Below are 12423 nucleotides of genomic sequence, written 5' to 3'. Positions count from 1 at the left end.
CACGGCGGCCCTGTGAAGACCCGCCGCAGCAAGCTGACATGGAACAACTGCGCATCGACAAATGGCTGTGGGCCGCCCGCTTCTACAAGACGCGTTCGCTGGCCTGTGAGGAAATCGGCAAAGGCCGCGTGCTGGTCAATGGGCAGGTGGCCAAGCCGTCACGCGAGGTGCGTGCCGGTGATCTCGTCGCCATGCGCCAGGGCCCCGTCACGCGCACGGTGCAGGTCCTGGGCATCAGCAACCAGCGCGGTCCGGCGCCAGTGGCGCAACAGCTCTACGAGGAAACCGAAGCCAGCCGGCTGGCACGGACCGCGGCAGCAGAGCAGCGACGTGTTGCCGCCGAGCCGGCACTGAGCATCGAACACGGCCGCCCCACCAAGCGCGACCGGCGCCAGATGCAGAATGCCTGGGATGCACGCTGGAGTGCCTCCATCGAATGATGGCTTCCGGCCCGGGCTGAATCGCCCCGCCGTTCACTCGTGGCTGACGCGGTTCTTGCCGTCCACCTTGCTGCGGTAGAGCGCGCGGTCGGCACGACCCACGGCCGCCCCCAGCGGCTCACCGCGTTCCAGTTGTGTCACGCCGAACGACAAGGTGCAGAGAATCTCGCCGGAGGAAAAGACGATGGGGGTCTGTTCCACCGCCTGGCGGAAACGCTCAGCCACGACCAGCGCCTCCTCGGCATCGACATCCGGCATCAGCAGAATGAACTCTTCGCCGCCCCAGCGTGCCAGTGTGTCCATCGCGCGTGCGCCTTGCTTGAGCGTGCGGGCCACCGAAATCAGCACATGGTCGCCGGTCTCATGGCCATAGGTGTCATTGATCGTCTTGAAGAAATCAATGTCCATCATGAGCAGGCAGGCCTTGCTGCCGGTGCGCTGGCAGCGGACCAGCTCCTGCTCGGCCACCAACTGGAAATGGCGCCGGTTGTGCAGGCCGGTCAGGGCATCCTGCGTCGCCTGGGCATGCAAGGAGCGCTCGGCCTGAACGATCTTGCGCCGGTAATAGATCGACAGCGAGGAGAACATGAAGATGAAGATCGTGATGTTCAGCCACTTCAGCGCTATCAGGGCGGTGGCTGACAGCGGCGCCAGCGGTCCGAGGCCGCGCGACAGGAAATCCAGCGTGACCAGAAACACCAGCAAGGCCACGACAAACGCGAGCGACTGACGACGCGAGTTGGTCAGGATGACCGAGGGGATGAACATCAGCAACAGGTAGTGGAAACCGCTGTCCCAACCGGTCATCAACGTGCCGACCACGGCATGCACAAACGCCTCCAGCCAGATCAGCAAGGCGCCGCCGCGCAGCTTCTGCTGTTGTGCCAGCCGGTAGGCTGCGGCATACAGGGCCACGCTCAGCACGTTGATCCAGGCCAGCCAGGGTGAATCCACCACCAGAAAGAACAGGAAATAGATGCAGTCGACCCCAGCGGCCAGCAAGGCGACGCGCGCCATGGCGGCGGCGATCGCCGCCTGGGCCGACGGGCTGTACAAAGGTCTGGGGGTGGGAATGGCGGACGATGTCACCGGGCGATTCTAGCGGTGGCCCATCAAGGCAAAGCTAAAAAACAAAGCCCCGCACGAGGCGGGGCTTGTTATTGGCGGAAACGGAGGGATTCGAACCCTCGATGAGGCTCTACACCCCATACTCCCTTAGCAGGGGAGCACCTTCGGCCACTCGGTCACGTTTCCTAAAGTCAGGCGAGATTATCGCACGACTTCAATGCAATTTCACGCCTTCGGCTGATCCAGATCGAATGCCTTGTGCAGCGCACGCACGGCCAGCTCCATGTACTTCTCGTCGATCACGACAGAAGTCTTGATTTCGCTGGTGGAAATCATCTGGATGTTGATGCCTTCTTCGCTCAGGCAACGGAACATCTTGCTAGCAATGCCGACATGGCTGCGCATGCCGATGCCGACGATCGATACCTTGCAGATCTTGGTGTCGCCCAGGACGTCCTGCGCGCCAAGGCTCGGCACCACCTTGTCCTTGAGCAGGTCGATCGCACGCGCATAGTCGTTGCGGTTGACGGTGAAGCTGAAGTCGGTCTTGCCATCCTTGCTGATGTTCTGGATGATCATGTCAACTTCGATGTTGGCATCGGCCACGGCACCCAGAATCTGGTACGCGATGCCCGGCTTGTCGGGCACGCCGACGACGGAAATCTTGGCTTCGTCGCGGTTGAATGCAATGCCGGAAACAATGGCTTGTTCCATTTTTTCGTCTTCCTCAAAAGTGATCAACGTGCCAGACTTGGCTTCCTCAGCGAGGTCAATATCCCAGGGCGTGAAGCTGGAGAGCACACGCAGCGGCACCTTGTACTTGCCGGCGAATTCGACCGAACGGATCTGCAGCACCTTGGAGCCCATGGAGGCCATCTCGAGCATCTCCTCGAAGCTCACGGTCTGCAAACGACGTGCTTCCGGCACCACGCGCGGGTCGGTGGTGTAGACGCCGTCAACGTCGGTGTAGATCAGGCACTCGTCGGCCTTCATGGCCGCAGCCACGGCCACGGCCGAGGTGTCGGAGCCACCCCGCCCCAGCGTGGTGATGTTGCCCTGCTCGTCCAGCCCCTGGAAGCCGGTGACGATCACAACCTTGCCGGCGGCCAGGTCGGCGCGCACGCGCTTGTCGTCGATCGACTCGATGCGCGCCTTGGTGTAGGCGCTGTTGGTCATGATCGGTACCTGCCAGCCAGCGTAGCTGACCGACTCCATGCCTTCGGCCTGCAAGGCGATGGCCAGCAAAGCGCTCGAGGCCTGCTCGCCGGTGGCGGCCAACATGTCGAGTTCGCGATTGGTGGCCTCATTCGCCTTGGCAGGCGCCAGCTCCTTGGCCAGGCCCAGCAGGCGGTTGGTCTCGCCGCTCATGGCCGAGGGCACCACCACCATCTGGTGGCCGGCGCGCGCCCATTTGGCGACGCGTTTGGCGACATTGCGGATGCGCTCGGTGGAGCCCATCGACGTGCCGCCGTATTTGTGAACGATCAATGCCATTGAATTAGTCGGATTGGTGGCTTGGCCTGCGCAGCGCGCTGCGGCTTGCCGGTGTCAACACAGGTGTGCGCCCTGCCCCGGTGACGCACCTGCGAGCAAAACCTAGGGATTGTACCAAGCCAGCACGGCACCCTGTCGCTCGACAAAGCCCGTGCCGACCTTGAGGCGGATGCGGTGGCCGCGCGTGGTGCAGGCGGCCACCTGGTCCAGCAGCTCCTGCAGCTGGGCCGCACTGGGCACCGTGGCATGCGCACGGCGCAACCAGTGGCGCAGCACATTGGCCTGACGCGCCCGGCTCAAGGTCTGCAGGCGGGCGATCTGCGGCGGCAGGCCGATGTGTGTCAGGTCGTCGACCGCCAGCTCGTCCAGTAGCCGTTGCGCCTCGGCGGCATGGGCCGCACTGCGGGCGAAGGTGTCGCGGAACTGAGGAAAGGCGACAGCCAGGGCCGGCAGCAGGCGCGCTCGGATGCGGTTGCGCGTGAACTGTTCGTCGGCGTTGGTCGGGTCCTCGACCCAGGCCACACCCCGCGCACGCAGCCAGTCGCGCAGCTCGGCTCCGGGCACATCAAGCAACGGCCGGTGGTAGCGCAGGCCATCGCGCGCCCATTGCGCCGGCATGGCACTCAGGCCCGGCAGCCCGGCACCGCGGCTCAGCGCCAGCAGCAGGGTCTCGACCTGGTCATCGGCCTGCTGCGCAACTGCTATGTTTTCAATAGCACCCGGCGCAGCATCCTCTTGGGCCAGACCTTGAAAAGCCTCGTAACGCGCGTGGCGCGCTGCCGCCTCCGGGCTCTCTCCCGGGGCATGGCGAGCATCGACCCGGCACACCCGCAATGGCACGCCCAGACGTGCGCAGAACTCGCGGCAGTGTTGTTCAAAGGCGTCGGCCGCCGCCTGCAGTCCGTGGTGGACGTGGAAAGCGCAGACCCGGCCCGGCCACTTCTCGGCACAGGCCAGCAGCAGTGCGGTGGAGTCGGCGCCGCCGCTGTAGGCCACCGCCAGCGGCAAGCCGGGCTCGAACTCGGCCATGGCTTGCGCCAGCGTCTTGCCCATCAGATGGCCTCCGCCCCGTGCGCAGGGCCGGCGGACTTACTTGCCGCTGGTCTTGGTGTCGGTGAAACGGCCATAGCTCTGCAGGCGCTCGTAGCGACGCTCCAGCAACTCCTTGGCCTTGAGGTCGGCAACCTGGCGATAGGCCTCGCCCAGGGCGCGCTTGAGAAAGGCCGCCATCTGCTTGTGGTCGCGGTGCGCGCCGCCGACCGGCTCATTGACGATCTTGTCGATCAGACCCAGGGCCTTGAGGCGGTGGGCGGTGATGCCCAGGGCTTCGGCGGCTTCCTGCGCCTTGTCCGCGGTCTTCCACAGGATGGAGGCACAGCCCTCGGGGCTGATGACGGAATAGACCGAGTACTGCAGCATCAGCACCTGGTCGCCCACCGAGATGGCCAGCGCGCCACCGGAGCCGCCTTCGCCGATGATGGTGGTGATGATGGGCACTTCCAGCTGCGCCATCTCGAAGATGTTGCGGCCGATGGCTTCCGACTGGCCGCGCTCCTCGGCGTCGATGCCGGGGTAGGCACCGGGCGTGTCGACGAAGGTGAACACCGGCAGCTTGAATTTCTCGGCCGTTTTCATCAGGCGCAGCGCCTTGCGGTAGCCCTCGGGCTTGCTCATGCCGAAGTTGCGCATGCCGCGCTCCTTGGTGTCGCGCCCTTTCTGCTGGCCGATCACCATGCAGGCGTTGCCGTTGAAGCGCGCCAGGCCGCCGACGATGCTCAGGTCATCGGCAAAGTGGCGGTCGCCGTGCAGCTCGACGAAGTCGGTGAACAGCTCATTGACGTAATCCAGCGTGTAGGGGCGCTCGGGGTGGCGCGCGATCTTGGTGATCTGCCAGGGTGTCAGGTTGCTGTAGACGTCCTTGGTCAGCTGCTGGCTCTTCTTGCTCAGCTGGTCGATTTCTTCGGTGATGTCCACCGCCGACTCGTTCTGCACATAGCGCAACTCTTCAATCTTGGCTTCGAGTTCGGCAATCGGCTGCTCGAAATCGAGGAATGTTTTTTTCGCCATCGACTAACTCCTTGTTCTCTGCGTTGGCACCTGGGGCGGGACCTGCATCCAGGCAGGCGCCGGTCGGTCCAACGGCTAATACTCCACCGGCACGGGGTCGAGGGAGCGCCAAATATACCAAGTTGCCACGCTGCAATAGGGAGCCCAGGCCGCGGCCACTTCGCGCGCATCGCTGCGGCTCACGGCTTCGCCGGAAAAATAGTTGTGGCTGATGCCGTTGATCAGGCCCACATCGTCCAGCGGCAGCACATTGGGCCGCATCAGGTGGAAGATCAGGAACATCTCGGCCGTCCAGCGGCCGATGCCGCGAATGTCCACCAGCTCGGCAATGATGGCCTCGTCGTCCATGCCCGCCCAGTCGGCCACCTGCACCGCGCCGTTGTCGAAGTGCAGCGCCAGGTCCACCAGGTACTCCACCTTGCGCGCACTCAAACCCGCCGCGCGCATGTCGTCGACCTTGAGCTTGAGCACATTGGCCGGTGTCATCTTTTTCGGCAACGCGACAAAACGCTCCCACACCGTCTGCGCCGCCTTGACCGAAATCTGCTGGCCCACGATGGAACGCGCCAGCGTGGTGAAGGCGTCGCCCCGGGTCTGCAGGCAGGCGTCGCCATGCTGCGGGATGAGCCGCTTCATCACCCGGTCCTTTTTCATCAGGTGCTTGCAGGCCTCGTCCCAGTAGTCGGGCGTGAAGATCTTGGGCGCTATGCTTTTGGTCGCTGCCACATCACGCCTTTCGGGATTCGACGAAAAAAACCATCATGTCGGCCTTCACTGCGCCGCCTCCCAGGTGGTGCCGGTGGGCGAGTCCTTCAGCACGATGCCTTGCGCCAGCAGTTCGTTGCGGACGCGGTCGGCCTCGGCAAAATTCTTGGCCTGCTTGGCCGCGGCCCGCTGCTCGATCAGGGCGCGGATCGCCGTCTCGTCCAGGCTGGAGCCGGCCTTGAGGAATTTTTCCGGGTCGTCCTGCAGCAGACCCAGGCAGCCGCCCAGCGCCTTGAGCAGGCCGGCCGTTTGGGCGGAGCCGGTCTTGTTCACTTCCGTGGCCAACTCGAACAGCACCGCCATCGCCTCGGGCGTGCCGAAATCCTCGTCCATGGCGGACTTGAAACGCGCGGCGTACGGATTGAGCCAGTCGATGGCCACCGTGGCCGGCTTGACACTGTGCAAGGCGGTGTACAGGCGCTTGAGCGCGCCGCGGGCGTCGTCCAGGTGGGCGTCGCTGTAGTTCAGCGGGCTGCGGTAGTGCGCGCGGATGATGAAAAAGCGCACCGTCTCCGGGTCGTACTTGGCCAGGATCTCACGGATGGTGAAGAAGTTGCCCAGCGACTTGGACATCTTTTCGTTGTCCACGCGCACGAAGCCGTTGTGCATCCAGACCCGGGCCAGGGTCTTGCCGGTGGCGCCTTCGCTCTGGGCGATCTCGTTCTCATGGTGCGGAAACTGCAGGTCGGCGCCGCCGCCGTGGATATCGAAGCTCTCGCCCAGCATCTCGCAACTCATGGCCGAGCACTCGATGTGCCAGCCCGGACGGCCGGGGCCGTAGGCGCTGTCCCACTTGGCCTCGGCCGGCTCGGTCGGCTTGGCCGACTTCCACAGCACGAAGTCCAGTGGGTCGTCCTTGCCGTCCAGCACCGCCACGCGCTCGCCGGCACGCAACTCGTCGAGCGACTTGCCGGACAACTTGCCGTAGCCGGGGAACTTGCGAACGGCATAGTTCACGTCGCCGTTGCCGGCCTGGTAGGCCAGCCCCTTTTGCGCCAGCGTGCCGATCAAGCTCAGCATCTGCGGCACGTACTCGGTGGCGCGCGGCTCATGCGTCGGACGCTCGATGCCCAGCGCGTCGGCGTCCTGGTGCAGGGCATCGACCATGCGGTCGGTCAGCGAGCGGATGGTCTCGCCGTTGTCCAGCGCGCGTTTGATGATCTTGTCGTCGATGTCGGTGACGTTGCGCACATAGGTCACGCGGTAGCCGCTGTTTTTCAGCCAGCGCTGCACCACGTCGAACGCCACCATGGCACGGGCGTGGCCCAGGTGGCACAGGTCGTAGACCGTCATGCCGCAGACGTACATGCGGACATGGCCGGGCTCGATCGGGGTAAAAGGTTCCAGCGCACGCGACAGCGTGTTGTAAATGCGCAAACTCATGAATATTTCTAAAGCGGGCCAAACGACCGGCGCAACCGGTCGGAAACGTTGGCAAGGCTACAATCCAGCGCAGTATAAAGCCCCGCGATTTGTCATCCGACACGGGCTTGCACCCATCCACGATTTATGAAGCACGGTAGCGCCAAACTTTCTCACCTTCTCCGGCTGCTTGCATTGGCAGGCTGTCTGGCCCTCCCGTCCGTGCATGCCGATGAATACGGCGACGTCAACAAGCTGGTCGCAGCGGGCAAGCTGGCCGAGGCCCAGACCAAGGCCGACCAGTACCTGGCCGCCAAGCCGCGCGACCCGCAGATGCGCTTCATCAAGGGCGTGATCCAGCGCGAAACCGGCAAGACCAATGACGCCATCGCCACGTTCACCAAGCTGACCGAGGACTACCCCGAGCTGCCCGAACCCTACAACAACCTGGCCGTGCTCTATGCGGGCCAGGGCCAGTACGACAAGGCGCGCGCCGCGCTGGAGATGGCGATCCGCACCAACCCGAGCTACTCGACCGCGCACGAAAACCTGGGTGACGTCTATGCCAAACTGGCCAGCCAGGCCTACAACAAGGCCCTGCAGCTCGACAGCGGCGGTGCCACGGCCCAGCCCAAGCTGGCCTTGATCCGCGAACTGTTCGACCCTGCCGCCAAGGGCCAGCGCCCCGTCACCCCGGCCCCGGCAGCCCCCCAGGCCACACCACCGGCACCCGCCGCCCCGGCGCCGGCCGCGGCACCCACACCCAAGCCGGCCGTGGTGGCAGCAGCCCCCGCCGCACCGGCAGCCCCGGTCCCGGCAGCCAAGCCGGTGACGGCCGACCACGCCGCCAAGGATGTGGAAGCCGCCGTGCGCGCCTGGGCCAAGGCCTGGGCCAACAAGGACATGAACGCCTACCTCGGCGCCTATGGCAAGGAGTTCGATCCGCCGGGCAAACTGTCGCGCAGCAGCTGGGAAAGCGAACGACGCCAGCGCATCACCGGCAAGTCGACCATCAGCGTCAAGCTGGAAAACCTGAGCGTGAGTGTCAATGGCACCAAGGCAGTGGCAAAATTCCGCCAGGACTACAAGGCTGACGCACTGGCGGTTTCCAGCCGCAAGACGCTCGATCTGGTCAAATCGGGCGAGCGCTGGCTGATTGTCAGGGAATCAACGGGAACCTGAAGCCATGATCCGTGTCCCACAGGAATACCGACGGGGCTCCCCACATTGCTTTTGAACTGACATGACCCAAGGATTTTTAGCGTTTTTGCTCATTGCTGCCACCGGCCTGTTCACAGCGCCGGCGAGCGCCGACCCCGGCAAAAAAAGCCAGAAACCCAATGCCGCCGCCCCTGCTGCCCGCAACACCGTCACCAACGATGGCGTGGCCGAGGCCCGGCTGATCGAGGTCTACCGCCTGACCGGCCATGGCAAGACACGCGAAGCGCTGGCTCGCGCCGAGAGCCTGGTGCGCGACTATCCCAACTTCCAGCTGGCCCAGCTGGTCTATGGTGATCTGCTGACAGCGCGCACGCGGGCCCTGCGCAAGTTCGGTGATGTGCCCGAAATCCTGGCCCACAGCACCAGCCTGGCCGAGCTGCGCGACGAATCGCAGATGCGCCTCAAGGCCCTGCGCGAGCGGCCGCCGGCCGGCACCATCCCCTCGCAGTTCCTGGCCCTGTCGCCGCGCAACAAGCACGCCATTGCCGTGGACGCCTCGCGTTCGCGCCTGTACCTGTTCGAGAACAGCGAGCGTGGCCTGAACCTGGTGGCCGACTACTACATCTCGGTCGGCAAATCCGGCATCGAGAAGGCGGTCGAAGGCGATGCACGCACACCGCTGGGCGTGTATTTCATCACCAGCAACCTCGACCCCAAGTCGCTGCGCGACTTCTACGGCACGGGTGCCCTGCCGATCAACTACCCCAATGTGCTGGACAGCAAGCGCGGCAAGACCGGCCGCGGCATCTGGCTGCACGGCACGCCGCCCAACCAGTTCTCGCGCCCACCGCTGGCCTCTGACGGCTGCGTCGTGCTGGCCAACCCCGATCTGGACCGCCTCATCCGCACGGTCGAAGTCCGCACCACGCCGGTGGTGATCTCGCACAAGCTTGACTGGGTGGCACCGCACAGCACCCGCGCCCAGAGCAAACCCTTTGAGGAAGCCCTGACCGCCTGGCGCAATGCCAAGTCCAGCGGCAACATCGATCAGCTGCTGAGCTTCTATACCGCCGACTTCAACAGCAACGGCAAGTCCCTGCGCGAATGGGCACCGTCCCTGCGCAGCGAGGTCGATCGCGTCAAGGGCCGGCCGATCCAGCTGAAGGACCTGTCCTACCTGCGCTGGACCGATGCCGCCGACACCATGGTCGTGACCTTTGGCGAGGTGCCCGACGGCACGCGCACCGGCCCGACCAAACGACAGTACTGGATCCGCGAAGGCAGCCAGTGGAAGATTTTTTACGAAGGCAACCTCGGATGACCTCCCAGCCCTCCTCCCTCCTGCGCCGTCTTTTCCTGGCCAGCGCCGCAGCCGTGCTGCTGCATGGCACGGCCAGCGCCCAGTCGGCGCCGCGCGTTGCGCTGGCCACCAGCGCCGGCGACATCGTGCTTGAGCTCTACCCGGACAAGGCCCCCAGGACCGTGGCCAACTTCCTGCAGTACGTGGCCGAGCGTCAGTACGAAGGCACCATCTTCCACCGCGTGATGGACGGCTTCATGATCCAGGGCGGCGGCTTCACGCCTGACATGCAGCAAAAGCCGACGCGCGAGCCGATTCCGCTGGAGGCCAACAACGGCCTGAAGAACGACCGCGGCACCATCGCCATGGCACGTACCGGCAACCCGAATTCCGCCACGGCACAGTTCTTCATCAACGTGGTCGACAACCGCGGCCTCAATGCCCCCATGCCCGACGGTTATGGTTATGCCGTGTTCGGCAAGGTGGTGTCCGGCATGGACGTGGTCGACAAGATCCGTACCAGCCCCACCGGCAACAAGGGCATGCACCAGAACGTACCGCTCACCCCCATCCTCATCAAGTCGGCGACCCTGCTGAAATAAGAAAGCATCATCATGAGCAATCCTCAAGTCGAACTCCAGATCGCCGGCCTCGGCACCATCACGCTTGAACTCGACGCCGCCAAGGCACCGAAGACCGTCGAAAACTTTCTGGCCTACGTGAACAAGGGCCACTTCAACGGCACCATCTTCCACCGTGTCATCCCCGGCTTCATGATCCAGGGCGGCGGCTTCGAGCCCGGCATGAACCAGAAGCCGACCGACAAGCCGATCGAGAACGAGGCCAACAACGGCCTGAAGAACGACAAGTACACCATTGCCATGGCCCGTACCAACGACCCGCACTCGGCCTCGTCGCAGTTCTTCATCAACGTGGCCGACAACGGCTTCCTCAACCACACGGCCCCTTCTGCCCAAGGCTGGGGTTATGCCGTGTTCGGCAAGGTGGTTGCCGGTACCGACGTGGTCGACAAGATCGCCGCCGTCAAGACCGGCCAGAAGGGCTACCACGGCGATGTGCCGAAAGAGGATGTGGTGATCGAGAAGGCCACCGCTCTGGCCTGATCCCCCGCCCGCATGAACCCGACCACCCCCCGGATCGCGGAGCTCACCGCTCCTGCGGCCTGGCAGGTGGTCGATTTCATTTCCGACCTGCACCTGCAGGCCGGCGAGCCCGCCACCGTGCAGGCCTGGGAACATTACATGGCGCACACCCACGCCGATGCTGTGTTCATCCTGGGCGACCTGTTCGAGGTCTGGGTCGGCGATGACGGCCCGGCTAACGCCGACGACGAGGCCCGTTTCGAGGCCGGCTGCGTTCACATCCTGCGCACCACCGCCCAGCGTCGCGCCGTGTTCCTCATGCACGGCAACCGCGACTTCCTTCTCGGCAACGTGTTTGCCCAGGCCTGCGGTCTTGACCTCTTGGCCGACCCCACCGTGCTGGCCTTCGGCGGACAGCGTTGGCTGCTCTCACATGGTGACGCCCTGTGCCTGGACGACACCGACTACCTGCAATTCCGGGCCCAGGTACGCAGCGCCGAATGGCAACAGGCCTTTCTGGCCAAGCCGCTGGCAGAGCGCCGTGCCATCGCACGCGGCCTGCGCACCGAAAGCGAGGCCCGCAAGCGCAGCGGCGCCCTCTACGCTGATGTGGATGCCGCCGCCGCAACAGCCTGGCTACAAGCGGCCCAGGCACGCGAACTGATCCACGGTCACACCCACAAGCCGGCAGACCACGCCTTCGGTGACGGCCTGCGCCGGCGCGTGCTGAGCGACTGGGATGCCGGCAGCACACCGCCACGCGCCGAAGTGCTGCGCCTGCAGCGGGGCGCCGGGACCGTGCAGGTCCAGCGCCTGCCGGCCCAACAGGCGGTCTGACCATGTGGGGCTGGCTGCGGCGCCTGGCCGGCACGCCCCGCGACATTCCGGATGCGCTGTGGCAAGCCACCCTGACCGACTACCCGTTTCTTGCAACAGGCCTCCCCGCCGAACAGCAGCGCCTGCGCGAGCTCAGTGCCGGCTTCCTGGCCAACAAGGAATTCCACGGCGCCCAGGGACTGGTCATTACGGATGCCATGGCGGTGGCGATTGCCGCCCAGGCCTGCCTGCCGGTGCTGTACTTCGGCGCCGGCCGCCAGCCGCTGGACTGGTACGACGACTTCGTCGGCATCGTGGTGCACCCGGACGAAGTGCTGGCGCAGCGCGAAGTGATGGACGAGGACGGCGTGGTGCACCACTACGACGAAGTGCTGGCCGGCGAGGCCATGCAGGGCGGCCCGGTGATGCTGAGCTGGCAGGACGTGGCAGCCGCCTCCAGCGAGCGCGGCTACAACGTGGTCATCCACGAGTTCGTGCACAAGCTCGACTTGCGCGATGGCCAGCCCGATGGCTGCCCGCCCCTGCCTGCCGGTTTCCTCGGCATCAGCAGTGCACGCCAGGCACGCGACCACTGGTTGGCCACGCTGCAGGCCGGCTTTGAAGACTTCCGCGAACAGGTCATCCGGGCCGAGCGCTTCGGCGCACCGCCACCCTGGCTCGACCCTTATGGCGCCGAGGCCATCGACGAGTTCTTTGCCGTGGCCAGCGAAGCGTATTTCGTCAACCGCCCGCAGTTCGCGCAAGACTTTGTCGCACTGCTGCCCTTGTTTGACGCCTTCTACCGGCCCGGCGCCTGAAGGCAGCACCTCCAGAGGCCGCCACCAGG

The 12423-nt window shown here is 65.0% G+C and carries 13 protein-coding genes and 1 tRNA gene; 7 read left to right on the top strand and 7 right to left on the bottom strand.

Annotation, left to right across the window (positions count from 1 at the left end; translation table 11 throughout):
* The first annotated feature begins 38 nt into the window (after window positions 1–38).
* On the top strand, window positions 39–440 hold the full coding sequence (locus tag CDE01S_RS11515; RefSeq protein ID WP_066707378.1) for an RNA-binding S4 domain-containing protein: 402 nt from the start codon (window positions 39–41) through the stop codon (window positions 438–440).
* A 33-nt stretch (window positions 441–473) separates the two neighbouring features.
* Here the strand turns inward: CDE01S_RS11515 and CDE01S_RS11510 are convergent, their stop codons facing one another.
* The 7 genes from CDE01S_RS11510 to cysS all read right to left on the bottom strand — a co-directional run bounded on the left by CDE01S_RS11510 (window position 474) and on the right by cysS (window position 7217).
* Window positions 474–1529, bottom strand: coding sequence for a GGDEF domain-containing protein (locus CDE01S_RS11510; protein WP_157077110.1), 1056 nt, complete (start codon window positions 1527–1529; stop codon window positions 474–476).
* Between the two features lie 72 nt (window positions 1530–1601).
* Window positions 1602–1694: transfer RNA gene (locus CDE01S_RS11505), tRNA-Ser, on the bottom strand.
* A gap of 39 nt (window positions 1695–1733) precedes the next feature.
* Complete coding sequence (locus tag CDE01S_RS11500) at window positions 1734–3002, bottom strand: aspartate kinase (protein WP_066707372.1); 1269 nt, start codon at window positions 3000–3002, stop codon at window positions 1734–1736.
* Between the two features lie 102 nt (window positions 3003–3104).
* Complete coding sequence (gene tilS / locus CDE01S_RS11495) at window positions 3105–4055, bottom strand: tRNA lysidine(34) synthetase TilS (protein ID WP_066707370.1); 951 nt, start codon at window positions 4053–4055, stop codon at window positions 3105–3107.
* A 36-nt stretch (window positions 4056–4091) separates the two neighbouring features.
* Window positions 4092–5069 carry an acetyl-CoA carboxylase carboxyltransferase subunit alpha gene (locus CDE01S_RS11490; protein WP_066707368.1) on the bottom strand — a complete coding sequence of 326 codons (978 nt, stop codon included), beginning with the start codon at window positions 5067–5069 and terminating at the stop codon, window positions 4092–4094.
* 75 nt (window positions 5070–5144) lie between these two features.
* Window positions 5145–5795, bottom strand: coding sequence for a DNA-3-methyladenine glycosylase family protein (locus CDE01S_RS11485; protein WP_066707366.1), 651 nt, complete (start codon window positions 5793–5795; stop codon window positions 5145–5147).
* A 45-nt stretch (window positions 5796–5840) separates the two neighbouring features.
* Window positions 5841–7217: a cysteine--tRNA ligase gene (cysS, locus tag CDE01S_RS11480; protein ID WP_066707364.1), complete on the bottom strand. Its 1377-nt coding sequence runs from the start codon at window positions 7215–7217 to the stop codon at window positions 5841–5843.
* 126 nt (window positions 7218–7343) lie between these two features.
* Here cysS and CDE01S_RS11475 point away from each other — a divergent pair, with 126 nt between their 5' ends.
* The 6 genes from CDE01S_RS11475 (at window position 7344) to CDE01S_RS11450 (ending at window position 12394) form a co-directional block, all read left to right on the top strand.
* Window positions 7344–8378, top strand: a complete 1035-nt coding sequence (locus CDE01S_RS11475) for a nuclear transport factor 2 family protein (RefSeq protein ID WP_066707361.1) — start codon at window positions 7344–7346, stop codon at window positions 8376–8378.
* A 61-nt stretch (window positions 8379–8439) separates the two neighbouring features.
* On the top strand, window positions 8440–9678 hold the full coding sequence (locus tag CDE01S_RS11470; RefSeq protein WP_066707358.1) for a L,D-transpeptidase family protein: 1239 nt from the start codon (window positions 8440–8442) through the stop codon (window positions 9676–9678).
* On the top strand, window positions 9675–10259 hold the full coding sequence (locus tag CDE01S_RS11465) for a peptidylprolyl isomerase (protein WP_066707354.1): 585 nt from the start codon (window positions 9675–9677) through the stop codon (window positions 10257–10259). The genes CDE01S_RS11470 and CDE01S_RS11465 overlap by 4 nt, the downstream gene beginning before the upstream one ends.
* 12 nt (window positions 10260–10271) lie before the next feature.
* Window positions 10272–10781, top strand: a complete 510-nt coding sequence (locus CDE01S_RS11460) for a peptidylprolyl isomerase (protein WP_066707352.1) — start codon at window positions 10272–10274, stop codon at window positions 10779–10781.
* 12 nt (window positions 10782–10793) lie between these two features.
* A complete protein-coding gene (locus CDE01S_RS11455; RefSeq protein ID WP_066707350.1) occupies window positions 10794–11597 on the top strand; it encodes a UDP-2,3-diacylglucosamine diphosphatase in 804 nt (267 codons plus the stop codon).
* A gap of 2 nt (window positions 11598–11599) precedes the next feature.
* Window positions 11600–12394 carry a M90 family metallopeptidase gene (locus CDE01S_RS11450; protein ID WP_066707348.1) on the top strand — a complete coding sequence of 265 codons (795 nt, stop codon included), beginning with the start codon at window positions 11600–11602 and terminating at the stop codon, window positions 12392–12394.
* The last annotated feature ends 29 nt before the right edge of the window (window positions 12395–12423 follow it).

The sequence above is a fragment of the Curvibacter delicatus NBRC 14919 genome (assembly GCF_001592265.1).
In the GTDB taxonomy this organism is placed as follows: Bacteria; Pseudomonadota; Gammaproteobacteria; order Burkholderiales; family Burkholderiaceae_C; genus Hylemonella; species Hylemonella delicata.
The sequence above is the reverse complement of the archived record's forward strand: the minus strand, read 5'-3'. Positions and strand labels throughout refer to the sequence as shown.

Coding starts and splice junctions, on each gene's coding strand:
- CDE01S_RS11515 (WP_066707378.1), top strand. CDS start 39: ATGGAACAACTGCGCATCGACAAATGGCTGTGGGCCGCCCGCTTCTAC.
- CDE01S_RS11500 (WP_066707372.1), bottom strand. CDS start 3,002: ATGGCATTGATCGTTCACAAATACGGCGGCACGTCGATGGGCTCCACC.
- tilS (WP_066707370.1), bottom strand. CDS start 4,055: ATGGGCAAGACGCTGGCGCAAGCCATGGCCGAGTTCGAGCCCGGCTTG.
- CDE01S_RS11490 (WP_066707368.1), bottom strand. CDS start 5,069: ATGGCGAAAAAAACATTCCTCGATTTCGAGCAGCCGATTGCCGAACTC.
- cysS (WP_066707364.1), bottom strand. CDS start 7,217: ATGAGTTTGCGCATTTACAACACGCTGTCGCGTGCGCTGGAACCTTTT.
- CDE01S_RS11475 (WP_066707361.1), top strand. CDS start 7,344: ATGAAGCACGGTAGCGCCAAACTTTCTCACCTTCTCCGGCTGCTTGCA.
- CDE01S_RS11470 (WP_066707358.1), top strand. CDS start 8,440: ATGACCCAAGGATTTTTAGCGTTTTTGCTCATTGCTGCCACCGGCCTG.
- CDE01S_RS11465 (WP_066707354.1), top strand. CDS start 9,675: ATGACCTCCCAGCCCTCCTCCCTCCTGCGCCGTCTTTTCCTGGCCAGC.
- CDE01S_RS11460 (WP_066707352.1), top strand. CDS start 10,272: ATGAGCAATCCTCAAGTCGAACTCCAGATCGCCGGCCTCGGCACCATC.
- CDE01S_RS11455 (WP_066707350.1), top strand. CDS start 10,794: ATGAACCCGACCACCCCCCGGATCGCGGAGCTCACCGCTCCTGCGGCC.
- CDE01S_RS11450 (WP_066707348.1), top strand. CDS start 11,600: ATGTGGGGCTGGCTGCGGCGCCTGGCCGGCACGCCCCGCGACATTCCG.